The 23,458-nt window shown below is 50.2% G+C and carries 25 protein-coding genes, 1 riboswitch and 1 other annotated feature; of the genes, 10 read left to right on the top strand and 15 right to left on the bottom strand.

Features of this window, described 5'->3' with window-relative positions; all coding sequences use genetic code 11:
• Positions 1-46 precede the first annotated feature (46 nt).
• The 5 genes from ACXAGQ_RS02360 (at position 47) to rnd (ending at position 4,906) form a co-directional block, all read left to right on the top strand.
• Complete coding sequence (locus tag ACXAGQ_RS02360) at positions 47-328, top strand: hypothetical protein (RefSeq protein WP_475251500.1); 282 nt, start codon at positions 47-49, stop codon at positions 326-328.
• 65 nt (positions 329-393) lie between these two features.
• On the top strand, positions 394-948 hold the full coding sequence (locus ACXAGQ_RS02355) for a Slp family lipoprotein (RefSeq protein ID WP_475251498.1): 555 nt from the start codon (positions 394-396) through the stop codon (positions 946-948).
• Between the two features lie 6 nt (positions 949-954).
• Complete coding sequence (locus tag ACXAGQ_RS02350; RefSeq protein ID WP_475251496.1) at positions 955-1,869, top strand: alpha/beta fold hydrolase; 915 nt, start codon at positions 955-957, stop codon at positions 1,867-1,869.
• A 110-nt stretch (positions 1,870-1,979) separates the two neighbouring features.
• On the top strand, positions 1,980-3,665 hold the full coding sequence (gene fadD / locus ACXAGQ_RS02345; RefSeq protein WP_475251494.1) for a long-chain-fatty-acid--CoA ligase FadD: 1,686 nt from the start codon (positions 1,980-1,982) through the stop codon (positions 3,663-3,665).
• A gap of 116 nt (positions 3,666-3,781) precedes the next feature.
• A complete protein-coding gene (gene rnd / locus ACXAGQ_RS02340) occupies positions 3,782-4,906 on the top strand; it encodes a ribonuclease D (RefSeq protein WP_475251492.1) in 1,125 nt (374 codons plus the stop codon).
• Positions 4,907-4,976: 70 nt separating this feature from the next.
• Here rnd and minE read toward each other — a convergent pair whose 3' ends face one another.
• The 3 genes from minE to minC are packed head-to-tail and all read right to left on the bottom strand — an operon-like array spanning position 4,977 to position 6,744.
• Positions 4,977-5,240, bottom strand: coding sequence for a cell division topological specificity factor MinE (gene minE, locus ACXAGQ_RS02335; RefSeq protein WP_039463265.1), 264 nt, complete (start codon positions 5,238-5,240; stop codon positions 4,977-4,979).
• Positions 5,241-5,246: 6 nt separating this feature from the next.
• Positions 5,247-6,059, bottom strand: coding sequence for a septum site-determining protein MinD (gene minD, locus ACXAGQ_RS02330; RefSeq protein ID WP_107298537.1), 813 nt, complete (start codon positions 6,057-6,059; stop codon positions 5,247-5,249).
• 22 nt (positions 6,060-6,081) lie between these two features.
• Positions 6,082-6,744, bottom strand: coding sequence for a septum site-determining protein MinC (gene minC / locus ACXAGQ_RS02325; RefSeq protein WP_475251490.1), 663 nt, complete (start codon positions 6,742-6,744; stop codon positions 6,082-6,084).
• A 222-nt stretch (positions 6,745-6,966) separates the two neighbouring features.
• Here minC and ACXAGQ_RS02320 point away from each other — a divergent pair, with 222 nt between their 5' ends.
• Complete coding sequence (locus ACXAGQ_RS02320; RefSeq protein ID WP_475251488.1) at positions 6,967-7,251, top strand: YcgL domain-containing protein; 285 nt, start codon at positions 6,967-6,969, stop codon at positions 7,249-7,251.
• Positions 7,252-7,254: 3 nt separating this feature from the next.
• A complete protein-coding gene (locus ACXAGQ_RS02315; protein WP_475251486.1) occupies positions 7,255-8,223 on the top strand; it encodes a lytic murein transglycosylase in 969 nt (322 codons plus the stop codon).
• Positions 8,224-8,501: 278 nt separating this feature from the next.
• Here ACXAGQ_RS02315 and ACXAGQ_RS02310 read toward each other — a convergent pair whose 3' ends face one another.
• Complete coding sequence (locus tag ACXAGQ_RS02310) at positions 8,502-8,900, bottom strand: H-NS family histone-like protein (RefSeq protein WP_187461752.1); 399 nt, start codon at positions 8,898-8,900, stop codon at positions 8,502-8,504.
• A gap of 370 nt (positions 8,901-9,270) precedes the next feature.
• A riboswitch (Lysine riboswitch) is annotated at positions 9,271-9,454 on the top strand.
• Positions 9,455-9,552: 98 nt separating this feature from the next.
• Between ACXAGQ_RS02310 and ACXAGQ_RS02305 the strand changes: the two genes are divergently transcribed.
• Both ACXAGQ_RS02305 and ACXAGQ_RS02300 read left to right on the top strand, forming a co-directional pair.
• Positions 9,553-11,148, top strand: a complete 1,596-nt coding sequence (locus ACXAGQ_RS02305; RefSeq protein WP_475251484.1) for a Na+/H+ antiporter NhaC family protein — start codon at positions 9,553-9,555, stop codon at positions 11,146-11,148.
• A gap of 217 nt (positions 11,149-11,365) precedes the next feature.
• Positions 11,366-11,944 (top strand): thymidine kinase, encoded by a 579-nt coding sequence (locus ACXAGQ_RS02300; protein ID WP_475251482.1) that lies wholly within the window; start codon positions 11,366-11,368, stop codon positions 11,942-11,944.
• Between the two features lie 89 nt (positions 11,945-12,033).
• Here the strand turns inward: ACXAGQ_RS02300 and hisIE are convergent, their stop codons facing one another.
• From hisIE to ACXAGQ_RS02250, 10 genes are all read right to left on the bottom strand, one after another.
• Positions 12,034-12,660 carry a bifunctional phosphoribosyl-AMP cyclohydrolase/phosphoribosyl-ATP diphosphatase HisIE gene (hisIE, locus tag ACXAGQ_RS02295; protein WP_475251480.1) on the bottom strand — a complete coding sequence of 209 codons (627 nt, stop codon included), beginning with the start codon at positions 12,658-12,660 and terminating at the stop codon, positions 12,034-12,036.
• Positions 12,657-13,430, bottom strand: coding sequence for an imidazole glycerol phosphate synthase subunit HisF (gene hisF / locus ACXAGQ_RS02290; protein WP_475251478.1), 774 nt, complete (start codon positions 13,428-13,430; stop codon positions 12,657-12,659). Before hisF ends, hisIE begins: the two co-directional genes overlap by 4 nt.
• A 17-nt stretch (positions 13,431-13,447) precedes the next feature.
• Positions 13,448-14,182: a 1-(5-phosphoribosyl)-5-[(5-phosphoribosylamino)methylideneamino]imidazole-4-carboxamide isomerase gene (gene hisA, locus ACXAGQ_RS02285; RefSeq protein ID WP_475251476.1), complete on the bottom strand. Its 735-nt coding sequence runs from the start codon at positions 14,180-14,182 to the stop codon at positions 13,448-13,450.
• A 20-nt stretch (positions 14,183-14,202) separates the two neighbouring features.
• Complete coding sequence (gene hisH, locus ACXAGQ_RS02280) at positions 14,203-14,838, bottom strand: imidazole glycerol phosphate synthase subunit HisH (protein WP_475251474.1); 636 nt, start codon at positions 14,836-14,838, stop codon at positions 14,203-14,205.
• Entirely contained in the window at positions 14,838-15,908 is a 1,071-nt protein-coding gene (gene hisB, locus ACXAGQ_RS02275) for a bifunctional histidinol-phosphatase/imidazoleglycerol-phosphate dehydratase HisB (RefSeq protein ID WP_475251472.1), read from the bottom strand. The genes hisH and hisB overlap by 1 nt, the downstream gene beginning before the upstream one ends.
• A 16-nt stretch (positions 15,909-15,924) precedes the next feature.
• Complete coding sequence (gene hisC, locus ACXAGQ_RS02270; protein ID WP_475254645.1) at positions 15,925-16,971, bottom strand: histidinol-phosphate transaminase; 1,047 nt, start codon at positions 16,969-16,971, stop codon at positions 15,925-15,927.
• Positions 16,972-16,978: 7 nt separating this feature from the next.
• Complete coding sequence (gene hisD, locus ACXAGQ_RS02265) at positions 16,979-18,292, bottom strand: histidinol dehydrogenase (RefSeq protein WP_475251471.1); 1,314 nt, start codon at positions 18,290-18,292, stop codon at positions 16,979-16,981.
• A 3-nt stretch (positions 18,293-18,295) separates the two neighbouring features.
• Complete coding sequence (gene hisG / locus ACXAGQ_RS02260; protein ID WP_475251469.1) at positions 18,296-19,192, bottom strand: ATP phosphoribosyltransferase; 897 nt, start codon at positions 19,190-19,192, stop codon at positions 18,296-18,298.
• Positions 19,193-19,227: 35 nt separating this feature from the next.
• Positions 19,228-19,364: a sequence feature (His leader region), on the bottom strand.
• Positions 19,365-19,757: 393 nt separating this feature from the next.
• A complete protein-coding gene (locus tag ACXAGQ_RS02255) occupies positions 19,758-20,276 on the bottom strand; it encodes a YchJ family metal-binding protein (RefSeq protein ID WP_475251467.1) in 519 nt (172 codons plus the stop codon).
• Complete coding sequence (locus ACXAGQ_RS02250; RefSeq protein ID WP_475251465.1) at positions 20,273-21,505, bottom strand: EAL and HDOD domain-containing protein; 1,233 nt, start codon at positions 21,503-21,505, stop codon at positions 20,273-20,275. The genes ACXAGQ_RS02255 and ACXAGQ_RS02250 overlap by 4 nt, the downstream gene beginning before the upstream one ends.
• A 211-nt stretch (positions 21,506-21,716) precedes the next feature.
• Here ACXAGQ_RS02250 and ACXAGQ_RS02245 point away from each other — a divergent pair, with 211 nt between their 5' ends.
• On the top strand, positions 21,717-22,619 hold the full coding sequence (locus tag ACXAGQ_RS02245; RefSeq protein ID WP_475251463.1) for a sulfite exporter TauE/SafE family protein: 903 nt from the start codon (positions 21,717-21,719) through the stop codon (positions 22,617-22,619).
• Positions 22,620-22,721: 102 nt separating this feature from the next.
• On the opposite strand, the gene lpxH is transcribed toward ACXAGQ_RS02245, so the two are convergent.
• The gene (gene lpxH / locus ACXAGQ_RS02240; protein ID WP_475254643.1) at positions 22,722-23,450 is read right to left on the bottom strand and encodes a UDP-2,3-diacylglucosamine diphosphatase; all 729 of its coding nucleotides are present in this window, start codon (positions 23,448-23,450) and stop codon (positions 22,722-22,724) included.
• Positions 23,451-23,458: the final 8 nt, after the last annotated feature.

The raw sequence follows: 23,458 nt of genomic DNA, 5'->3' as shown, positions 1-23,458 counted from the left end.
ATTGTATTAGCATACCCGGCAATTATTTGGATACTGGACGTTTCCTATGGTTTCTATTCAGCGCCTCCCCGTCACCATCCCCCAAACACCGTCGAAGACGAAAGTCACCCGCACCTCCGTTCAGGATGCCAGTGAACCAACACCTGTTGCCAAAGCCGTTGCCCAATCTGTTCGTGATCCTGAATTGCTAAACGCAGCCCACTCCCATATTCAGTACGATCAACCTGAGGGCAAGAACCGCCAGGCACTGGAGAGTTACTTGGGGGTGATGCACCAGCAAAAGCGTGATGAACTCTCGATGTTGGTTGGGGTCGATGTATATGTTTAAGCGTGATTAGTTATCGGAAAACCGGGAAGTTGCGCGGATATTCATCATTTACAATGGAGTTAGCAATGTTTAGGACGCTAATCGCTGGGTTGCTTGCTGCGACTATGGTAGGCTGCGCCGCGGTGCCCGAACCCCTTATGACCGATAGCGAAAACCCTATCACAGATGTGGCGGCTTTGAGCGATCCTGCTGGCCAGGATTTGGGTCAGGCTATCCGCCTCGGGGGCGTGATTGCCGCCATAGACAACGGGGAGCAGAAAACCCGGTTGGAGATTGTCGCCATGCCGATTGGTAGTGACGGCAAGCCTAAACTTGGCAGCGGCACCCAGCAGCGCTTTGTTGCTTATGTTGATGGCTTTCTCGAGCCGCTGGAATACCACCCTGGCCGGTTGATTTCTGTTGCTGGTCATGTCGATGGGGAAGAGCAAGGCAAGGTCGGCGAATTCAATTACCGCTTCCCTGTGGTGGCTGTTTCGGGATCCCAGCTGTGGCAAGTGAGGCAAGAAGTCTGGATTGATGATTTCGACCGCTATAGAAGCTGTATTGGCATGCACTGTTCACCTAGCCTAATTAACAAAGGGTTTTCCCGGGCTGAGGTCAGGGAGAGGGTGACCAAGTAGGTAGCCATGTACCAGATTGAGTTTCAATTGTCCCAGCAGCGGTTGTCAGGGCTTGCTTCGTTTGCCAGCGGGCAACCTATCACGTGCAAATCTCAGTTAAGCGGTGTTTTGTCGCTCCGGCCGGTGATGGTTATGCTACATGGCTGGCAGGATAATGCTGGCAGCTTTGAGCCCCTATTTGGCTACCTCTCTGAGCATTTCCATGTCATTGCGGTTGACTGGCCCGGCCACGGGTTATCGGCACCCAGAGCGAGCGATAATTTCTATCATTTTGTCGATTATGTTGATGACCTGGCCCAACTGGTCGATCTGTTGGATCAGCCACAGGTAATACTCGTCGGTCACTCCATGGGTGCCTTGGTGTCTGTCTGCTATGCAGCGGCATTTGCCGAAAAGGTGGCCGGCCTGGCCTTGATAGAAGGCTTGTCGCCGTTATCAGAGGCGGCAGAGAATGCCTCGCAGAGGTTGCGGCAGGGTATTGATAGCCGCCAGCGCTACCGGGCGAGGGCACTGCAGAGGCAGCGCCGCTCTATGGCCTCTTTCCAGCAGGCGCTAGCGCTTCGTTGTTCGGTTAATGGTTTGGCCCCTGAGCAGATCAAACCCGTCGTTGAGCGGGCTGTATTCCAGCAAGAGGGGCGCTGGTACTGGCGCCACGACCACCGTCTGCGTTGTGATTCGTTGTACCGGATGGCACAGGAGCAGGCGGATGACATGGTGGCATCGGTTACATGCCCGGTGCTATCCATTATTGGCGAAGCGGGCTATCGTTCGCTGAAGTTGGAAAACCCTCAGCAACACGGCTGGCAACAGCTTGAGCAGGTCGTTATTGCAGGTGGCCATCACTGCCACCTCCAGAGCCCTGGGGCGGTCGCCGGACAGATAGTGTTGTTCAGTTCAAAATTTAATGCATTGGCCAAATAGGCCAGTGTTACTTGTATGTTAATTGTGCTGTAATTGCGGTGTAAACACATGTTTTAAATACCCGTTAGCACATATAGGCACCATGCCAATTTCAAGAAGGAGAGTGCAAAGTGGATAAGGTTTGGCTTAACCGCTATCCGGAAGATGTACCGGCTGAAATCAACCCGGATCAATATCCGTCGTTGGTTGAAATGTTTGAGCAGTCAGTTCAGAAGTATGCTGATCAGACTGCTTTTATCAATATGGGGCAGGTGATGACCTTCCGCAAACTGGAAGAGCGAAGCCGTGCTTTTGCTGCTTACCTGCAAAATGAGCTGAAGCTGAAGAAGGGTGATCGCGTTGCCGTGATGATGCCGAACTTGCTTCAGTACCCAATTGCCCTGTTTGGTATCTTGCGTGCCGGTTGTGTGGTGGTGAATGTTAACCCACTTTATACTCCGCGAGAGCTGGAACACCAGTTGAACGATTCTGGTGCCAAGGCGATCGTCATTGTTTCTAATTTCGCCCACACTCTTGAGAGCATCGTTAAAAATACCAGTGTTCAGCATGTGGTATTGACCAGCCTAGGTGACCAGCTATCTCGCCCTAAAGGCACATTGGTTAACTTCGTGGTGAAATATATCAAGAAGATGGTGCCAAAGTATCACCTTCCTCACGCCACATCTATGCGTATGGCGCTGCGTAAAGGCCGCCGCATGCAATATGTGAAACCATTTATGTCGGGTGAAGATACCGCATTCTTGCAATATACAGGCGGTACAACGGGTGTTGCTAAGGGAGCGATCCTAAGCCACCGTAATATGCTGGCAAATGTAATGCAGGCGAAAGGTGCATACGGTCCGGTACTGACCGAAGGCCGCGAGCTGATCGTGACCGCATTGCCGCTATACCATGTTTTTGCCCTAACCGTGAACTGCTTGCTGTTTATCGAAATGGGTGGGCGTAACCTGCTGATCACCAACCCGCGTGATATCCCGACCTTTGTTAAAGAGCTGCAGCGCTACCCGTTCACCGCGATTACGGGTGTAAACACCTTGTTCAATGCGCTGGTCAACAATGAAGATTTCCATGAAATCGACTTCAGCCAGCTGCGCCTATCGGTAGGCGGTGGTATGGCTGTCCAGCGTGCAGTTGCTGACAAATGGAAGCAAATTACCGGTAACTACCTGCTGGAAGGTTACGGCCTGACAGAGTGCTCGCCATTGGTAGCGGCTTATCCGTATGATCTGACCGACTATAATGGTTCTATCGGTTTGCCGGTACCCTCGACAGACGTGCGTATTGTTGATGACGAAGGTCAGGTATTGGGTAACGATCAGACCGGTGAACTGCAGGTGCGTGGCCCGCAGGTAATGCAGGGCTACTGGCAGCGCCCAGAGGCGAGCAAAGAAGTGCTGACCGAAGACGGTTGGCTATCGACCGGTGATATCGTTCGTTTTGATGAAGATGGCTTCCTGCATATTGTCGACCGCAAGAAAGATATGATTCTGGTGTCGGGCTTTAATGTCTATCCGAATGAAATTGAAGATGTGGTCGCCCTGAACAGCAAGGTGCTGGAAGTTGCGGCGATTGGCGAACCGCATGAAGTCTCTGGTGAAGTGGTGAAGGTCTGTGTCGTCAAGCGAGATGCCAGCTTGACGCGTGATGAACTGCTTGAGCACTGCCGTGAGCACCTGACCGGTTACAAGATCCCTAAGATTGTTGAGTTCCGTGACGAGCTGCCGAAGACCAATGTCGGCAAGATCCTCCGCCGTGCTTTGCGTGAGGAGTCCACCCAGCAAGCTCAGGATGCGTAACCGTATCCTCAATGAAAACTCAAAATGCCGGCATCAAGCCGGCATTTGATATCAAGCTGAGTAATATTCTGCCTTATTGGTTTTGAGCTCAGTTTGGTATTTATGGTGAGATAACTGTGAATTTTGAAATGATCACCAGCCGCAACCGGTTGGAAACAATCTGCCTTCAGGCGCGTCGCCAGTCGGCAGTCATGCTCGATACCGAGTTTGTCAGAACTCGTACTCTTTACCCTAAGCTTGGTCTGATCCAGCTATTCGATGGTGAGTCGCTGGCTCTGATTGACCCGTTGGCCATTGATGACTTGGAGCCGTTGTGGGATCTGCTGCGCGACCAGTCGGTGATCAAAGTCCTGCACGCGTGTGGCGAAGATTTGGAAGTCTTCCAGTACTACGCGGGCTGCTTGCCGGTGCCGATGATTGACACCCAGGTAATGGCTTCGTTCCTCGGCTACGGGGTGTCTGCGGGTTTTGGTACCCTAGTCAAAGACTTCTTGGATATCGAGCTTGATAAGGGGGAGGCACGAACCAATTGGCTGGCCCGTCCTCTTACTGATCGCCAGTTGGATTATGCGGCGGCTGATGTCTACTACTTGCTGCCGTTGTACCAAAAGCTGATGCCGCAAGTGGAAGCCAAAGGCTGGCAAGAAGCCCTGGCACAGGAGTGTGCGGGGTTGATGCTCAAGCGTGTGAAGACCGTAGATCCAGATAAGGCTTACCTTGATATCAAAAATGCCTGGCAGCTGAACCCGAAGCAGCTGGCGGTTTTGCAAAAAGCGGCAAAATGGCGGGTACTGGAAGCACGTAAGCGCGACTTGGCCCTGAATTTTATCGTCAAAGAGCTCCACCTGTGGAAGCTGGCCCGTTACGGTATCAAGTCCAAGGCCGTGATGGTCAAAGAAGGCTTCGACAACATGGAGATCCAGCGCCACGCCAACCGGTTGCTGAAAATGGTTCATGATACCGATGACATGCCGGAAGATCAGTACCCAGAGAAAATCACCCGTTTAGTTGATTTGCCTGGCTACAAGCAAAAGGTTAAGCATATTAAAGATGTGGTCACGGTGGTAGAGCAAGAGACTGGCCTGATGGCTGAGTTCCTGGCGTCGAAGAAGCAAATCAACCAGCTGATTTCATGGGCGTGGAAAAAAGAGCGCTCGGCGGATCATATGCCGGATATGCTCAAGACATGGCGCAAGCCGCTGTTTGAAGCCAAAGTATTGCCTTTGCTGAAATCGAAGTAAGTACAGCGACAGAGAAAAAGAAAAGCCCCGCCCAATTTTATTGGACGGGGCTTTTTGCAACTGACCCAGGTTATTTCTCTTCGTCTGGCAGGGTGACGTTGAGCTCTAGCACAGAAAGATCTTCTTCTTTCTGGTCAAGGTTAACGGTAACCTGCTCCGGGCTGATCTCGACGTATTTGCGGATCACATCCAGGATATCTTGCTTCAACTGCGGTAAGTAGCTAGGTGCACCCTGATCGGCAGAGCGGCGTTCAGCAACGATAATTTGCAGCCGCTCTTTGGCTACACTGGCAGTCGTTGGTTTCTTGGGGCGGAAGAATTCTAACAATGCCATCGTGTATTACCCTCCGAATAGACGTTTTAGGAAGCCTTTCTTCTCTTCTTCAAGGAAGCGGAATGGGCGTTCTTCGCCAAGCAGGCGGGCAACCGTGTCTTCGTAAGCGATACCGGCGTCAGACTCTTTGTCGAAAATAACCGGCTCACCTTTGTTTGAGGCATTGAGTACCGCCTGGCTTTCAGGGATCACCCCCAGAAGTGGGATATGAAGGATTTCCTCAACATCACCGACGCTCAGCATTTCACCCAAGGTAACGCGAGCCGGGTTATAGCGAGTGAGCAGCAGGTGAGTTTTTACCGGCTCTTCGGCTTGCTCGGCACGACGTGACTTGGAGTCAAGGATACCGAGAATACGGTCAGAGTCACGTACAGAAGAGACTTCAGGGTTGGTGGTGACAATGGCTTCGTCGGCAAAGTACAGAGCCATCAATGCGCCGGTTTCGATACCTGCTGGCGAATCACAGATAATAAATTCAAAGCCCATTTCAGCCATGTCATTGAAGACGCGCTCAACGCCTTCACGGCTTAGTGCATCTTTGTCGCGGGTCTGTGACGCGGGTAGGACATACAGGTTGTCGACACGCTTGTCTTTGATTAGAGCCTGGTTAAGGTTGGCTTCACCATTGATGACGTTGACGAAGTCATACACCACGCGGCGCTCGCAGCCCATGATCAGGTCAAGGTTACGCAGGCCGATATCGAAATCGATCACCGCTGTTTTCTTGCCGCTAAGCGCAAGCCCCGATGCAATAGCTGCACTCGAGGTAGTTTTACCAACGCCACCTTTACCTGAGGTAACAACGATAATACGAGCCATCTTATAAATTCCTTATTAAACGTTATAGAGTCATTTGCTCTATGTTCAAATTGTTTTCAGCAAGCGAGATAACGACATTTTTTCCCCAGAACTCTTGTTGTATTTTGTCGCTCAACCAGTAGTTCCCTGCGATTGAGATGAGTTCTGGCTGTAAGTTATGGCAGAAAATCTTTGCCTCTTTTTGACCGCTGGCCCCAGCGATAGCACGGCCTCTTAAGGTTCCGTAAACATGGATGCAGCCATCAGCAATGATCTCGGCAGCCGCACTAACATGTCCAAGCACTATCAGATCACTATTTTTAGCATAAATTTGTTGGCCTGACCGAACCGGATTTTTAATGATTTTTGTCGGTGTCATCACAGGTTCAGCCGCTTTGGCCTGTTTAGCCGCATTCATAATCGCGAATCCAGCTTGTTTGGCCTGCTCTTGACGCTCACGCTGCTTACAGCCACTGATCCCGACTGGGATCATCCCTGCCTCGTGGACTTGGCTTTTGAGTAAAGCGAAATCTATGTCATTACCGACTTGGCTGACATCAATGACGATAGGGGCTGCTGAAAAGAAATTAGGCGCCTGTTCAACTTTCTCTTTGAGGAAGTTGACTGCTTGCGATATGTCGCCATCCACCAGGTGGAGGGCAGAGAGGGTAAAAGAGCCTCCCTTGAGTTCTGCAGATTTGGTCATGTGTGCTGATGACTGTCGCTAAATTAGTCGTCCGGGAACGTTATCTCTTGGGTAACTTGCATGTTATATTCCAAACCGTATATCAGCAAGCTATCCTTGCTTTTGCGTTGGAAATTCAGACAACCGTCTCATCAAGTAGGCGATCCCCCTTTAGCGAGGGAATGATTCAGTGGATTTGTTGTCTGACAAAATAGCGAAATTAACGAACAGGTTACCGACAATATGTTGTGTTCAATTTATAAAAGCCCGAAAAAAGACAACACCTATCTTTATATCAGCAACAAAGATGACTTCTCCCCAGTACCTGAAGCGTTGTTGAAAACATTTGGTACACCACAATTTGTCATGGTACTTAAGTTGGATGAACGCCATAAGTTGGCACAGGCGGATATCGAAAAAGTAAAAGCGGAACTCAAAGGCAATGGATATTACCTGCAAGTACCGCCACCCGTGCCAAACTTACTGGAGCAGTACAAAGCGGACAAAGCCGCCAGCAGCCAAGGATAAACTATGCATAAGCGATTGATATCGGCCTTTGTGGCCTTAGGGTTAGGATTATCATCGGCAGTTTATGCTGATGAAGGGTTTGATAACTATGTCGATGGACTGAAAGTAGAAGCCCGGGAAAAAGGAATTTCAGAGTCGATTATCAACTCTGCTTTTGATGGCATTACTTTTGTTGAACGCGCCGTTAAAGCGGATAAGAACCAACCAGAGCGAAAGCTAACACTGGACGAGTATATTCCTCGTGCGGTGCCGGCCTGGAAAGTAAAGCAGGCTAACGAGCTGTATCGTAAACATAAAGCAACACTGGAAAAAATTGGCTCGCAATATGGTGTACAGCCGCGCTTTATCGTCGCCCTATGGGGCGTTGAAAGTAATTTCGGTCGTTTGATGGGAAATTATAATGTGGTTGAAGCGCTCTCGACTCTCGCTTATGAGGGGCGTCGCGAAGCTTTTTTCCGTAGCCAAGTGATGGCTGCATTGGAAATATTGGATGCGGGTCATATTAGCCCTGAAGATATGAAGGGATCGTGGGCAGGAGCAATGGGGCAGCCCCAGTTCATGCCGACATCTTTCTTGTCTTATGCTGTGGACGGCAATAATGACGGTAAGATAGATATCTGGCAAACCGAGGCGGATGTTTTTGCCTCTGCTGCAAATTATTTAAAGAAGGCTGGCTGGGATGATGAATATACCTGGGGCCGACAAGTCTCTTTACCGTCTTCTATCGATGCTTCATTGATGGGCGTTGAAAAGAACAAAGCCAAAACCTTGGCTGAGTGGCAACAGGTTGGTGTTCGCAGATTAAACGGTCAGGCATTGCCTGGTGTTGATATTGATGCTTGGCTTATTCAACCAGACGATAAACAAGGTAGAGCTTACTTAATTTATGGTAATTATCAGTCTTTGCTCAAGTGGAACCGGTCGCATTACTTTGCTCTTGCTGTAAGCCATTTGGCCGACCAGATCCGATAAAGGAACGCAATGACAAAAAAGCCAGACCGAGAGGTCTGGTTTTTTATGCTTCAAAGGGTGCGAGCGGATTTTTATAACCATAATGACAGTTTTAAGCCATGCCCATATTAAGGGCTTTAGGCGGCTCGGTTTCCCCTTGGTCGATTGCCTTGTTGGTGCTCTTTGATTTAATTATCCTTTTAAATCAATAGTTTGAATTATTACTTGATGATATTTTATATAAATAAAAAAACCCGGCAAAAGCCGGGTTTTTAAAGGTGTTTTCAATAGTACTTGAATTACTTGATTTCAAACTCTTCTAGAGATTTACCTTCATCAAGTGCTTTTTTCAGCGCGCTTGGAGTACGGCCTTGGCCAGTCCAAGTTTTCTCTTCACCATTTTCGTCAAGGAAACGGTATTTTGCAGGACGCTGTGCACGTTTTGCTTTAGGTGCTTTATTTAGAGTTGCTAGAAGCTCTTCTGGGTCAATACCGTCGGCTAGAAGCATTTCACGGTATTGCGCTAGTTTTTCTGTACGTTCTTTTTCTTTAGCAACTTCTTCAGCTTCAGCTTCTTCACGCTCAGAAACTACAGTTTGAAGCTTTTCTAATGCTTCTTGTAGTTGCTCAAGAGAATATTCACGAGAAAGTGCGCGAAGGCTGCGAAGGTTAAGTAGCGCTTTCATTGCATCAGACATTTTTAATTTCCTGTAGGTCCAAAACTATAAAATAATAATAGCAGTGCCAAATCAATAATTGCAATAATAATACTTTTAGTACGGCGATGCCAAATAAAAAATGAAGGGTATATTTATTTTTTTGCAATTTATCGGGTTCATTTCTCATTTGCAATAAAATGTAATGGTCAGGCTAAGTAAATATTCTTATCCAAAATCATCTTTTGTTGATAAATATTTGCCATCAATTTCATATGTGAAAGGTATAATAAACTGCTTTTAAGTGGGTGTTTTTTGTACTGAGCAGCAAGACTATTCACTATTTTTGTCATTTTTTTCATCTTAACTTGTTGCATTTGGATATCTATTCCGTAGAATTGACCAGACCTAGACTAAGGGTAGAGGCGCATCGTCTATTAGTAGTAAATCGGAGGGTGATTCCGATGAGGATTTACGAAAGGAGCCGTTGCCGAAGTAAGCTCGGATTATCAAGCCAGCTTGCTGGGGTTGTCACCGAATAGGGACAACACTGCCATAGTATATAATTACATTAACTATGGAGCGCTACTGTGAAGTCGGGAAAGGGTAACATCTCTTCCTTATGCACTTCTATACACGACACGATGTCGAGTAAACAGTAGATCTCCAACCAGGATCGGTTGTAGTCGAGATCATGAATATTGTAGATTTTTCACACTCCGCCATGTCGTTGTTGCCACCTTTGGTTGCACTTGGCCTGGCTATCCTTACACGTCGTGTTTTAGTTTCATTGGGTGTCGGTGTCCTACTGGGCGCATTCCTGCTAACTGATTTTTCAATCGGTGGCACGGCATCTTATATCGGAACCACAGTGACTGGCCTGTTTATTGACGATGGTGCCATCAACAGCTGGAACATGAGTATTGTCGCCTTCCTTATTTTGCTGGGTATGACCACAGCGCTACTGACACTTTCTGGCGGTACTCGTGCTTTTGCTGAATGGGCGCAGACTAAAATCAAGAGCAAGCGCGGGGCAAAGCTGCTGGCTGCTTTCTTGGGCGTGTTCATTTTCGTCGATGATTACTTTAATAGCCTGGCTGTTGGCTCTATTTCCCGCCCAGTGACGGACCGTTTCTACGTGTCTCGCGCTAAACTGGCGTATATCCTTGATTCCACCGCAGCGCCAATGTGTGTATTGATGCCAGCTTCTAGCTGGGGTGCATACATTATTACCCTTATCGGCGGTATCTTGGTGTCGCACGGCGTAACTGAATACTCCCCGCTTGGCGCTTTCATGCAGCTGGCACCAATGAACTTTTATGCAGTATTTGCACTGCTGATGGTATTCGTGGTGGCTTGGTTCCAAATTGATGTGGGCCCAATGAGAAAGCACGAGCTAGAAGCAAGCCATTGCCGTGGCTTTGATGAAGGTGACGAGGATAGCCGTGCAAAAGACCTAAACGACGAGCTGGAAATTGAAGAGAGCAAGAATGGCCGCGTTGCTGACCTTGTGATGCCAATCGTCACCCTGATTGTAGCGACCTTCTTCTTCATGTTATTTACCGGCTACCAGGCACTAGCGGCTGACGGCCTTGACTTCAGTATTTTGGGCGCCTTTGAAAATACCGATGTGGGTATGTCTTTGGTATACGGTGGCCTGGTTGGCTTTGCCGCAGCACTTATTCCTGTACTGCGCCAGCGTATCCCAATGGCCGATGTATCATCTACTTTGTGGATTGGTGCCAAGTCGATGTTTGGTGCGATTTTGATCCTGCTGTTTGCTTGGAGCATCGGTACTGTCATTAGCGACATGGCGACAGGTAAATACCTATCGACACTGGTTGAAGGCAGCATTAACCCAATGCTTCTTCCGGCTATCCTGTTCTTGCTAGCAGGCGTGATGGCATTCTCTACCGGTACCTCATGGGGTACGTTCGGTATCATGCTACCAATCGCGGGTGATTTGGCGGCGGCAACAGATATTATGCTAATGCTTCCTATGCTGGGTGCAGTATTGGCTGGCTCGGTATTCGGTGACCACTGTTCACCAATTTCAGATACCACGATCCTGTCGTCAACGGGTGCACGTTGTCACCACATTGACCACGTATCGACACAGCTACCATATGCATTGTCTATGGCTGTAGTATCGACGATTGGTTTCTTGGTACTGGGCTTCACCGGCTCGCTGGCGGTGTCGTTCATGACTGCAACGGTGGCGTTCATCGTGGCTTGTATCCTGCTATCTTGGCTTTCTCGCCGTCCTCAGGAAGCAACTGCCAACGCGTAATACTGCCAACGCAAAATCATGTTTTGATGATGAAAAAGCCTGTATGTGATACAGGCTTTTTTTGTTTTTGTGGCAAATCAATCAGATTGGTGTTTTTTATCTATTTCAGGGTGATTTGGTAACAAAGAAGATGAGCTTGCTCCTTTCAATCTGGAGGGCTTTTCTGTAGCATTCCGGCTGATTTTTCACGCACCAATCGTATTACTAGGGAAGCTTAATGGCCCAGATGTATTTCTATTACTCTGCAATGAATGCAGGTAAGTCGACAACATTATTGCAGTCATCATTTAATTATCGTGAGCGCGGCATGACACCGGTGATTTTTACCGCTGCGATTGATGACCGTTACGGCAAAGGCATGGTCAGCTCGCGTATTGGTTTGCAAGAAGAGGCGGAGCTATTTAATGTTAGCGACGATCTTTATGCGCGTATGCAGGATATGAATACGGCGAAAAAAGTCGATTGTGTGTTGATTGATGAATGCCAGTTCTTGACCAAAGAGCAGGTATACCAACTAACCGAAGTGGTCGATAAGCTTAATATCCCTGTACTTTGCTACGGCTTGCGCAGCGATTTCCGTGGCGAGCTATTTGACGGTAGCCGTTATTTGCTAGCGTGGGCAGATAAATTGGTTGAATTGAAAACCATTTGCCATTGTGGCCGCAAAGCCAATATGGTTATTCGCCAAGATGCCAGCGGCAAAGCCATTGCTGACGGTGACCAGGTTGAGATTGGCGGCAACGACCGTTATGTCTCGGTTTGTCGCAAACACTACAAGGAAGCGCTTGAGCGTTAGTTCTTTGATATCAAATACTAAAAAGCCCGGCTATTTAAAAATAGCCGGGCTTTTTTATTTAATTGCCCACGATACTAAATTGAAGGGAATTATTTATGGCGTTCCTGCAACTTAGCAGTGACATCCGAGAGTGACTTGCCTTGGTCTTGTAGCAGTACCAGCAAGTGGTAAATCAAGTCGGCTGATTCACAGATCAGCTCCTCCTTGTCACCCGACGTTGCCGCAAGCGCGACTTCAACCCCTTCTTCACCCACCTTTTGCGAAATCCGCTTGGTGCCACGGGCATAGAGGCTTGCAGTGTAGGATGATTCAGGATCGGCACCTTTACGAGAAGCCAGGACCTGCTCAAGTTGATGAAGGAACACCAGGGCAGGCTGCTCGACCTGTCCTTCTTCAGCCGTATCGTTGCTAAAGCAGGTCGGGGTGCCCAAGTGACAGGTTGGACCGATAGGATCGACTTTAACCAGTAGCGTATCCTGATCACAGTCTAGCTTGATGCTTTTCAGGTGGAGCACGTTGCCCGAGGTTTCGCCTTTGGTCCATAGCCGCTCTTTGGTACGTGACCAGAAGGTGACTTGCTTGGTCTCCAGGGTTTTACTTAGGGCGGCATCATTCATGTAACCCAGCATCAGTACCTGGCCGCTGGTGTTGTCCTGGACAATCGCCGGAACTAATCCGTCTACTTTGTCCCAATTAATACTGCTTGCTAGGCTCATAGTCGGCTCTCCACATCTTGTTGTTTCAGGTATTGCTTGAGTTCGCCAATATTGATGATTTGTTTGTGGAATACCGAGGCAGCCAAAGCGCCATCGACATTCGTTTTATTGAAGGCATCGGCAAAGTGCACCATTTCACCGGCACCGCCTGAGGCGATAAGCGGTACATGGCAGACTTCTCGTACCATATTGAGCTGGGTGAGATCATAACCGTTACGGACACCGTCCTGGTTCATCATGTTAAGCACGATTTCACCGGCACCACGGCGTTGGACTTCCTGTACCCAGTCACGGGTTTCCCAGCGGGTTGCCTTGGTGCGGCTTTCATCCCCGGTGAATTGGTAAACTTGGTATTTACCGGTGTCGGCGTCGAAATAGGAATCGATACCGACCACAATGCATTGGACACCAAATTTATCGGCCAGCTCGGTGATCAAGTTAGGATCAGCTAGAGCTGGGGAGTTGATTGACACTTTATCGGCACCAAACTGCAAGATGCGGCTGGCATCTTCGGCAGATTTGATGCCGCCGGCGACGCAGAAAGGAATATCGATCACTTCTGCTACGCGGGCAACCCAACTTTTATCGACCACACGGCCATCGCTGGACGCAGTAATATCGTAGAAAACTAGCTCGTCAGCACCTTCTTCGGCATAGCGTTTGGCAAGCGGGACGATGTCACCGATGATTTCGTGGTTGCGGAACTGCACCCCTTTGACCACTTGGCCATCTCTTACATCAAGGCAGGGAATAATTCGTCTAGCTAACATGGTGGTTTCTCCTTGCCTTATTCTGCCCAGCAAGCAAAGGCTTGCTCAGCGGTGAATTTGCCATCAAGCAGGGCACGGCCAACGATCACGCCAGCAACACCTGAGCCTTTGAGGGCTGCAATGTCATCCAGCGAGCCAATGCCGCCAGATGACTGGAACTGAACTTGCGGGTACTGGGCGCACAGGTCTTGGTACAGCTCGACGTTTGAGCCTTCGAGCGTGCCGTCACGGGAAATATCGGTGCATAGCACATGCTGTAGGCCAACGGTTAGGAAGTCATCCAGCAGGGCTTCGATAGTGACACCTGAATCTTCCTGCCAGCCGGAAACCGCTACATTGCGTTTGCCGGTGGCATCGATATTGATATCGAGTGCCAGCACAATGCGCTCAGGGCCGTACTTTTCCATCCAGCCTTTGACCAACTCTGGCTGCTTGACGGCGGTCGAGCCGATCACCACACGCTGGGCACCGGCATTGAGCAGATCGGCGACATCCTGCTCGGTGCGGACGCCACCACCGATCTGAATATTGGCCGGAGTGCTAGCCAGCAGCTTGCTGATCAAATCAAGTTGGCGGGCGGAGGTATCTTTGGCACCGGTCAGATCAACCAGGTGCAGCCAGTCCGCGCCGGCTTGGTGGTATAAATTGAATTGCTCGGCAGGATCGACTTTGTATTCGGTCACTTTGCCGTAGTCTCCTTGAAACAGGCGGACAACCTGGCCTTCAATTAAATCGAGAGCGGGAATAATCATAACAAGTCCTTTTGGTGTCCTTACATTTCAAGAAAGTTTTTGATCAACTGGGAGCCAGCTTTACTCGAGCGTTCAGGGTGGAACTGGACGCCGAAGTAGTTGCCGCTCTGTACCGCTGCGGTAAACGGTTGGCCGTATTCGCAGCGTGCAATGGTGCGGCCAGCATCTGGTTCGTCAAACACCGGCATCGCATAGCTGTGCACGAAATAAAAATAGCTGTCCGCTGGGATATCTTTAAACAAGGGATGGCCCGGCTCGGCGGTGACGGTATTCCAGCCCATGTGGGGCAATGGTAACTCACCGGTTTGCATCTTTTTCACCGGTGCGCCGCATAGGCTAAGGCAGTTCACCTGCTCAGTTCCGTTTTGGCCTTGCTCTTCAGAAAGCTCACCGAGCAGCTGCATGCCAAGGCAAATGCCAAGCAGTGGCTTATCGACCTTTTTAACCAGGTTGATTAGGTCACGTTCCTCGAGGTTTTTCATTGCCTCACTGGCGGTGCCTACGCCCGGAAGGAACAGCTTGTCTGCCGCCAATACCACCTCGGGATCTTTGCTCACGGTAACCGGGTAGCCCAACCGCTCGATGGCAAAACGTACCGATGACACATTGGCACAGCCGGTGTCGATGATGACGACTTGCTGGTTAGATGCGGTCATTACAATACTCCCTTGCTGCTCGGCAGCTCATTACCTTCAACGCGAATCGCTTGGCGCAGAGTACGGCCAAAGGCTTTGAACAAGCTTTCGACGATGTGGTGGTCATTGTGGCCATCTGATGACAGGTGCAGGGTGCACGCTAGCGTATCGGTCAGCGAACGGAAGAAGTGCGACACCATTTCTGTCGATAGGTCGCCAACTTGCTCCCGGCTGAAGGTCGCATTGAATTTTAGGTACGGGCGGCCGGAAAGATCCAACGCGCACTGGGCCAGGCATTCGTCCATTGGCAGGCTGAAACCAAAGCGGCCAATTCCGCGCTTATCGCCGAGTGCTTTTTTCAAGGCATCACCCAGTGCCAGCGCGGCATCTTCCACGCTGTGGTGGTCGTCGATGTGCAGATCGCCGTCCACAGTCAGCTCCATGCGGAAGCCGCCGTGGGTTGCGATTTGATCCAGCATGTGGTCAAAAAAGCCAAGGCCAGTAGCAATGTGGTTGCCGCCGGTTTCGTCTAGGTTTACCTTGACGCGGATATCGGTTTCCTTGGTGGTACGCACGACCTCAGCGATCCGTGGACGGGTAGTAAGATCTTTAACGATCTGTTGCCAACCCATGGTTTGCGGGTTGTACTGGATGCCGCGGATGGCCATGTTTTCCGCCAGTTGCAGATCGGTTTGGCGATCGCCAATCACGGCCGAGGTTTCAAAGTCGACCTTGCCTTGCTGCAGGTAGCCTTTGACCAAGCCAAGCTTAGGTTTACGGCAGCTGCAGTTGTCTTCATCGAAGTGCGGGCAGATCAGGACATCATCGAATTTCACCCCTTGAGATTCGAAGATTTCCATCATCATATTGTGCGGGGCGTCGAAATCTTCCTGCGGGTAGCTGCTGGTACCCAGGCCGTCCTGGTTGGTCACCATCACCAGTTTGTAGCCCGCATCCTGAAGCTGCAGCAATGCCGGGATCACAAAAGGCTCCAGCTTGAGCTTGTCGAGACGGTCAACCTGGAAGTCGATTGGTGGTTCAACGATCAGAGTACCGTCACGGTCGATAAATAAGATTTTTTCCTTGCTCACAGTGTTGTCCTTACTCTTAATTTTTTGCTAGCTGCTCTCGGATGAAGGCCAGTGTTTTTTCGCATTCGTCGCGGCTACCGATACTGATACGGATACAGTTCTCGATCGGCGAGCGGCGCAGGATAATGCCGTGATCCCACAATGCACTGAATAGTGCGTCGGCATCGGTGAATTTCACCAGTAGGTAATTACCGTATCCCTCATACACGGTGACATCTTCCAGCATACCGAGTCCAGCCTGAAGATAAGCGCGGTTGGCGCTGATATCCAGCACCTGAAACTTGGTCTTGGCACGCCCTGCAGGGGAGAGCGCTTGAACCGCAATATCTGTTACTGGTACAGGTACCGGGTATGGGGCAATGACTTTAAGAAGTAATTCAATTACTTCTGCATTGGCTAGGGTAAAGCCACAGCGCAGGCCGGCAAGGGCAAATGCTTTTGACAGGGTGCGAAGTACCACTAGGTTCGGGTACTGATCCAGCATATTCGCCGTGGTTTCTTCAAGGCAGAAGTCAATGTACGCCTCGTCAACCACGACCAGTGCCTTGCCCTGGGTCATATCCAAAAGGGATTCGATATCCTGGCGTTTGATCAGGTTGCCAGTCGGGTTGTTCGGGCTGCAGACAAAAACTAGCTTCACACCGACGAGATTTTCGCGGATACCTTCAAGATCTAACTGCCAATCAGCCGTCAATGGAACGGTTTTGGTGTTCACATCGAACGTTTCCGCACTGATGGCATACATGCCGTAAGTTGGAGGACAATAAAGAATGCTGTCTTGGTTCGGTTCGCAGAAAGCGCGGATCAGCAGCTCGATACCCTCATCGGCACCGCGTGAGGTCAATACCTGCTCAGGGCGTACCGAGGCATAATCGGCATAAGCTTCAATTAGCTCTGATGGCTGGCAGGTGCTATAGCGGTTAAGGCGATCGCACTGGATGTTGTATTCGTTGGCAAACGGTGACTCGTTGGCATTGAGCCAGATATCACCGCTGCCGCCCAAGCGGCGGGCTGACTGGTATGGCGTCAGCTCGCGGACAGTTTTGCGTGCCAGTTGGTCTATTTTCATCTTATGCCCCTTTCGATACATCTTGTGCCGCGGCCAGTTTTTCAACTCGGATAGTCACCGCACGTTTGTGGGCATCGAGGCCTTCAGCTTCGGCGATAGCGACGACGGTCGGTGCTAATTCTTTCAAGCCGTTAGCACTGAGTTCTTGAACCGTCATGCGCTTGCTAAAATCAGCCAGCCCAAGGCTTGAATAGGTACGGGTATAGCCGTAGGTCGGCAGTACGTGGTTAGTGCCAGAGGCATAATCACCAACCGATTCCGGAGACCAGTTGCCAAGGAAAATAGAACCGGCATTGTCCAGTTGCGAGACCAGGTCACGCGGGTTGCGGGTCTGGACAATCAAGTGCTCAGGGCCGTAGTGATTGGAAATCGACACACACTGGGTCAGACTTTCCGCAACAATCAAAATGCTTGAACCTAGCGCCTGGCGCGCAATGTCAGCTCGCGGCAGGGCTTTGAGTTGCTGCTGAATGGCATCCGCTGTGCGATCGGCAATGCTTGGGTCTGGAGTGACCAGCACTACCTGCGAATCTGGGCCGTGCTCGGCCTGGCTAAGCAAGTCCGCAGCAATGAAATCAGGGTCGGCACTGCTATCGGCAATTACCAAAACCTCTGAAGGGCCCGCTGGCATATCAATCGCCGCGCCGCGGAAGTCATTGCTGACCTGGCGCTTGGCTTCGGTGACAAAAGCATTGCCCGGGCCGAAGATTTTATCGACTTTAGCCACGCTCTCGGTGCCGTAAGCCATTGCAGCGACAGCCTGTGAGCCGCCAACATTATAGATTTCGCTGATGCCGCACAGTTTAGCAACATAGAGGATTTCATCAGCGATAGGCGGTGGCGAGCATAATACAACCTGACGGCAGCCTGCGATTTGGGCTGGTACGCCTAGCATCAATACCGTTGATGGCAGCGGTGCACTCCCGCCTGGGATATACAAGCCTACAGAGTTAATTGGACGCGTAACTTGTTCACATACCACACCTGGCTGAGTTTCTACTCGCAACGTCGGCTGTTTTTGTGCTTGGTGGAAAGTGGCGATGTTCTGGTAAGCCTGCTGCAGTGCCTGCTTCATCTCATCACTCAACCTTGCCGAAGCCGCAGTGACTTCTTCTTCACCGACTTTGATGCTGTCTGGCTTGATGCCATCGAATTTCTCAGTTAGCTCAAGCAGGGCTTGGTCGCCACGGCTACGAACATCACTAATCACGCCTTCGACAATCGCAGTGATGTTGGCACCCTCGGTGATCGCAGGGCGCTCAAGCAGACTTTCTTGTTGGTTCTCGCTCAGGGATTGCCACACAACGGTTTTCATTGCTTACTCCATCATCTTTTCGATAGGCAGGACAAGGATTGAGCTCGCGCCCAGTTCTTTGAGCTGTTCCATGGTTTCCCAGAACAGGTTTTCAGAGCTGACAAGATGTACTGCAACGCGGCTCTTGTCCTGAGACAGCGGCAATACTGTTGGGTCTTCGGCACCTGGCAGTAGGGCTTTGATTTGGTCAAGGCGCTCAGCCGGCGCGTGCAGCATGATGTACTTGGACTCCTTAGCCTGGATAACGCCCTGCATACGGGTCAGCAAACGATCAATCAGAGCTTGTTTGTCGTCAGATAGCTCACCGGTTTGCTGAATAAGTACTGCTTTGGAGCGCAGGATCACTTCAGCTTCTTTGAGGCCATTGGCTTCAAGTGTGGCCCCCGTTGATACTAGGTCACAGATGGCATCGGCAAGACCAGCACGTGGAGCCACTTCCACCGAGCCGTTGAGCATACAGGTGCTGAACTTCACGCCTTGCTCATCCATGTAGCGTTTCACTAGCTGCGGGTAGGTCGTAGCAATACGCTTACCTTGCAGATCTTGCGGGCCGTTGTACTCGGCATCCTTGTCGATGGCAATGGACAGGCGGCAGCCCCCGAAGTCCAGACGGCGTAGTTTGATGTAGTTGGCAGGCTCGCCGCGGGCTTCTCGCTCAAGGCCGACTTCTTCTAGCTCGTTCTCACCGATGACACCGAGATCAACGACACCGTCCATGATCAGACCCGGGATATCGTCATCACGAACCAACAACAGGTCGATCGGCATGTTTTCAGAGTGAACCACCAAACGCTCACCCATCATGTTGAACTTTACGCCACAGCGCTTGAGTAGCTCCTGGCACTCTTTGCTCAGGCGTCCTTTCTTTTGAATTGCAATTCGTAGTCGTTGTGTCTGCATTGTTTTAATCCCTGTACTCGATGTTGAGCCTGAAAACGAAAAAACCCTCGGAAGATGTCTCTTCCGAGGGCCTTGTAATCTGTGCTATCACGACCGCTGGAAGAGTATTTTTGCGTCTTCCAGAGCGAGGCGTATCCTCCCGAAAGACTAATCAGGATGATGATGGTGATGTAGGTTTACCATTTGGATACGCATAGATATGTACTCTGTATAAATCATTATTAACGCTTGCTTGTGATTCACACTAACGAAGCTGGATTTATTTTGCAATAGCAATTTTACGGAAATATTAAAATTTTATCGGTGGTGTTTTTTGTTGCGTATAAATCGTAGTCAATTAGGGGTGTTGTGAGAAGATTTCAAACGGTTTTCTGCTTTTATAAAGATAATGGTGAATGCGGCTTGCAACAGCAGACTATACGATTTGTTAACGATTGATGGGAGGAGGAAGTGGCTGGAGCAGGGCGCTTTATTCGGTTGGGTGAATAATGTTTCTTAGTGCCAATACTCCCCTAGGTTGATAGGGGAGGTCTGCTGGGAAGTAAGGCAGGTGAAGGAACCAGCGTTAAGCGCAGCACTTTTTGAATTTCTTGCCGCTGCCACACGGGCACGGATCATTGCGGCCCACTTTGTCGCTGATGGCAGGCGACGGCTTGTTCTCTTCTTCTGCCGGCGGCTCCGGGTACTCGCCATCGATGTAAAACCACTGCGGTTTGCCATCGACCGTTTCTTTGAGGAAGCGTGAGCGTTCGTGCAGGCAGTATTGATCGTCGCCGTCTTGGTAAAACGCTTTGAATTCGACAAACCCTTCGGTGTCGGTCGCCACTTCGCTGCTGATCACTTCTAGTCCCTGCCACTGGCTGTGCACCGAGTCAGTAATGGCTTCACGGTGCTGCTCTGCTTCGCAGTCTGGATGGTACGTGGCCACAACATAGTCTACCAACCCCAGTACATGGGCGCTGTAGCGTGAGCGCATCAGTTGCTCGGGGTGGAGCGCTAGGCTCGGGTTCTGGTGGATCGGTTGGCAGCACTCAGATAGCTGGCGCTGGCTGCCACAAGGACATGACTGGTTTTGTTGGGTCATGGTTTACTCGGTAAAGTTTGCTCAAACACAGTGGCCCATTTTAAAGAGTCCATGTGGGTCTGTGCAACGACTGATTCCTTGACGTTTAGGGCTTGGCACAAGCGTTTGATGTTATGCCAATCTGCTTGGTCATGGGCGATTGCCAAGCGAAGTATCCCACCGAGGTAACCCTGACGGTTGATGAGGGCATGTTGCACTGGCTTTTCCAGTGGCAGTTGGTCGATCAGCGCTTCAATTGGCTGCTCGAGAATACTGTCGAGCAGGGAGAACAGCCCGGTCAGGAAAGCTTGGTTGCAATCAAGCTTTGATTGCATTTGCAGGCTTAGCTGTTCGCAGAAGCGGGCTCTTTGCAGTGACAGAAAATAGAGCGATTCCGGTTTGTCCTCGATGGCGTGAGATGTGGCGACAAAAGTAACAAACCGGCGTAATTTCTCTTCGCCTAAGTACACCAGCGCCTGTTTGAACGAAGAGATAGGCTTGGCACGGGTATAAGTCATGTTATTGACGTGGCGCAGCAACTTGTAAGAGAGCGTGACATCGGTAGCGATGATTTTTTCGATTTGTGTGAAATTCACTTCAGAGCGGCTGATCTCTTGGTATAACCTCAGGGTCGTTAGGGCCGAGGGCTTGAGGGCTTTTTTGCGGACGATTTCAGGGCGGCTGAAAAAGTAGCCTTGGAACAGATCAAACCCGGCTTCGCAGGCTGCCATAAACTCTTCGTAAGTCTCGACTTTTTCAGCCAAGAAGGTAATCCGGCTGCCTTTTTCCTTAAGTCGACGAATAAAAAAGCCGGCCTTTGCCAAGGGGGTCACACGAAGATCAAACTTTATGATATGGACAAAAGGGATGAAACGATTCCACTCCGGCGAAGGGATGAAGTCATCCAGCGCCAAAGTATACCCTGCTTGGTAAAGTTCCATGACAGCTGCCAACAACTCCTCATCAGGTTGGCAGGTTTCCAGGATTTCGATGATGAAGCTTCTTTTTGGGAATAGCAGCGGTATACGGTTTATCAGGCTACCATGCGGAAAATTGATAAAGGCTTTTTTGCCGGAGGAGACGTCACTGTTGCCGGTACTGAGGAAGTTGTCAGTCAGCAGGCGATGCGTGGCATGTTCTTCATCAACATCAGGGAAACTGTTGTTTGGACCGTCTCGGAATAACAGCTCATAGCCGATGGTGTCTTTGTCCCTGTTTAAGACGGGCTGTCTGGCAAGATATGAATTCATGTAAGTAAATAATCGAGCTTACGTTGGTGATGCCATTATTAATGTAGTTGCATTTGACGATTAATGTATGGCTTATCGTACAAATTATGACAAAATTAAGCCTAATAAGACAGTGTTACGTTTTTTGCCTATTAACAATGATACTGAACATGGAATTATTCGTGAGCATAATGGATAATCCGCGGCTTTCCGAAAAAATTTTGTGTAACTCATGACAGTATTCACAGTCATACAAGCGGGATTGCTTGTAGGTGGACTGATTTTTATCGCTATGTTGCTTTTATCATGGCGGAAAAATCGAGAGCAGGAAGCACAAACAAAAATCTTACCGATTGGCCTTATTGGTGGCTTTGCCAACTTCTGTGACACCCTAGGAGTGGGTAGCTTTGCTATCAAAACCGCAGGCTATAAACAGTTCAAGCTTATTGATGATCAGTTGCTGCCGGGCACACTCAACTGCCAAGCGGTATTAGCGACCGTGGTTCAGTCACTGATTTTCCTCACCGCTGTTGATGTCGATCCGACGACTATGGTTTCCATGGTGTTGGCTGCCTGCTTAGGGGCAACCTTTGGCGCCCGCTTGGTATCAAGCTGGGATCGTCAGTTGATCCGTCTGGTGATGAGCGGTGCCTTGCTGGTAGTTGCGAGCCTGATGCTGGCCGGGCAGCTTAAGCTGTTTCCGCTCGGTGGGCTTGAGCTTGGCCTGACGGGGTGGAAGCTGGCGGTGGCGGTTGCAGGTAACTTTCTATTCGGCGCCCTGATGACCGTCGGTATCGGCCTTTATGCCCCGTGCATGACCATGGTCTATCTGCTGGGCATGCACCCGCTGGCGGCATTCCCGATCATGATGTGCTCGTGTGCCTTCCTGAGCTTCTTCTCGGCAGGTGGTTTTATCCGTATGAACCGCATCAATAGCCGCGCGGCGTTGGTGGTGGCGATTACTGGCCCAATTGGCGTGGTGATTGCTGCGTATCTGGTGAAGTCGCTCGATTTACATCTGCTGGCGTGGCTGGTAATTGGTGTGGTGCTTTATACCTCTATTACGATGTACCGTTCATGGTCAAAAGAACGCGCGCTTGCTGGCACTGAAGCATTGGCAGGCTCTGCCAAGTAGGGTTTATACCCCATTAGGTGTGAAAAAAGGTACGCATGGCGTACCTTTTTTATTGCTTGCGTATGGCCGGGCGTACCTGTTTTGGATGTAGCTTAAAGTTGACTACGGCTGAAAATCGCGCGTTTCAAGCTGGCAGTCTTGCGGGGTACAAACCAATACAGAGCCATGATCATACCAGTCGCCAAGTACAATTCGGCGTGCGTCTTGCCCGTTGACTGACAGGGCATGAACGTTAGGTCTATGGGTATGGCCGTGGATCATATGCTTGACCCCAAGCTCTGCCATCACATGGACGACCTCTCCGGGGGTGACATCCATGATCGCTTGACTTTTGGCCTGGTTGGTCTCGTTGCTGCCGCTTCGCATCTTTTCACCGATTCGTTGGCGGTAGCGCAGGGGCAGGCGGAAAAACAGCCATTGAATGAAGCGGTTATGAACCTTCTTGCGGTATCGCTGGTAGCCTTCGTCGAGCGTGCACAAGGTATCGCCGTGTAGGAGCAGGGTTGGCGTGCCATAGAGATCAATCACCGTGTGTTCGGGCAGGAGCTCGACGCCGGTTTCTTGGCTAAAACGCTTGCCAATCAAGAAGTCCCTGTTGCCGTGGATAAAATAGCAAGGCACACCACTATCGGTGAGCTGGCGGAAGGCCAATTTTATTTGCTGGTGGAACGGGGAGTCGTCATCATCGCCAATCCACATCTCGAACAGATCGCCCAATACATAAAGGGCATCAATGCCACGGGCTTCGATGGACATAAAATGGAGGAAGCAGGCGGTAATGTCTGGCCTGTCGGCACTCAGGTGCAGGTCGGAAATAAAAAGTGTGGTCATAGGAGGGA

The organism is Photobacterium sp. ABD4_091 (assembly GCF_056160145.1).
Note: the sequence above shows the minus strand (reverse complement) of the source record. Positions and strands in the feature narration are given on the sequence as shown.

Bases quoted from the DNA above. Each gene is read 5' to 3' on its own strand.
- ACXAGQ_RS02360 (WP_475251500.1), top strand. From the start codon at position 47: ATGGTTTCTATTCAGCGCCTCCCCGTCACCATCCCCCAAACACCGTCG.
- ACXAGQ_RS02355 (WP_475251498.1), top strand. From the start codon at position 394: ATGTTTAGGACGCTAATCGCTGGGTTGCTTGCTGCGACTATGGTAGGC.
- ACXAGQ_RS02350 (WP_475251496.1), top strand. From the start codon at position 955: ATGTACCAGATTGAGTTTCAATTGTCCCAGCAGCGGTTGTCAGGGCTT.
- minE (WP_039463265.1), bottom strand. From the start codon at position 5,240: ATGGCATTGTTAGAATTCTTCCGCCCCAAGAAACCAACGACTGCCAGT.
- minD (WP_107298537.1), bottom strand. From the start codon at position 6,059: ATGGCTCGTATTATCGTTGTTACCTCAGGTAAAGGTGGCGTTGGTAAA.
- minC (WP_475251490.1), bottom strand. From the start codon at position 6,744: ATGACCAAATCTGCAGAACTCAAGGGAGGCTCTTTTACCCTCTCTGCC.
- ACXAGQ_RS02320 (WP_475251488.1), top strand. From the start codon at position 6,967: ATGTTGTGTTCAATTTATAAAAGCCCGAAAAAAGACAACACCTATCTT.
- ACXAGQ_RS02315 (WP_475251486.1), top strand. From the start codon at position 7,255: ATGCATAAGCGATTGATATCGGCCTTTGTGGCCTTAGGGTTAGGATTA.
- ACXAGQ_RS02310 (WP_187461752.1), bottom strand. From the start codon at position 8,900: ATGTCTGATGCAATGAAAGCGCTACTTAACCTTCGCAGCCTTCGCGCA.
- ACXAGQ_RS02305 (WP_475251484.1), top strand. From the start codon at position 9,553: ATGAATATTGTAGATTTTTCACACTCCGCCATGTCGTTGTTGCCACCT.
- ACXAGQ_RS02300 (WP_475251482.1), top strand. From the start codon at position 11,366: ATGGCCCAGATGTATTTCTATTACTCTGCAATGAATGCAGGTAAGTCG.
- hisIE (WP_475251480.1), bottom strand. From the start codon at position 12,660: ATGAGCCTAGCAAGCAGTATTAATTGGGACAAAGTAGACGGATTAGTT.
- hisF (WP_475251478.1), bottom strand. From the start codon at position 13,430: ATGTTAGCTAGACGAATTATTCCCTGCCTTGATGTAAGAGATGGCCAA.
- hisA (WP_475251476.1), bottom strand. From the start codon at position 14,182: ATGATTATTCCCGCTCTCGATTTAATTGAAGGCCAGGTTGTCCGCCTG.
- hisH (WP_475251474.1), bottom strand. From the start codon at position 14,838: ATGACCGCATCTAACCAGCAAGTCGTCATCATCGACACCGGCTGTGCC.
- hisD (WP_475251471.1), bottom strand. From the start codon at position 18,292: ATGAAAACCGTTGTGTGGCAATCCCTGAGCGAGAACCAACAAGAAAGT.
- hisG (WP_475251469.1), bottom strand. From the start codon at position 19,192: ATGCAGACACAACGACTACGAATTGCAATTCAAAAGAAAGGACGCCTG.
- ACXAGQ_RS02255 (WP_475251467.1), bottom strand. From the start codon at position 20,276: ATGACCCAACAAAACCAGTCATGTCCTTGTGGCAGCCAGCGCCAGCTA.
- ACXAGQ_RS02250 (WP_475251465.1), bottom strand. From the start codon at position 21,505: ATGAATTCATATCTTGCCAGACAGCCCGTCTTAAACAGGGACAAAGAC.
- ACXAGQ_RS02245 (WP_475251463.1), top strand. From the start codon at position 21,717: ATGACAGTATTCACAGTCATACAAGCGGGATTGCTTGTAGGTGGACTG.
- lpxH (WP_475254643.1), bottom strand. From the start codon at position 23,450: ATGACCACACTTTTTATTTCCGACCTGCACCTGAGTGCCGACAGGCCA.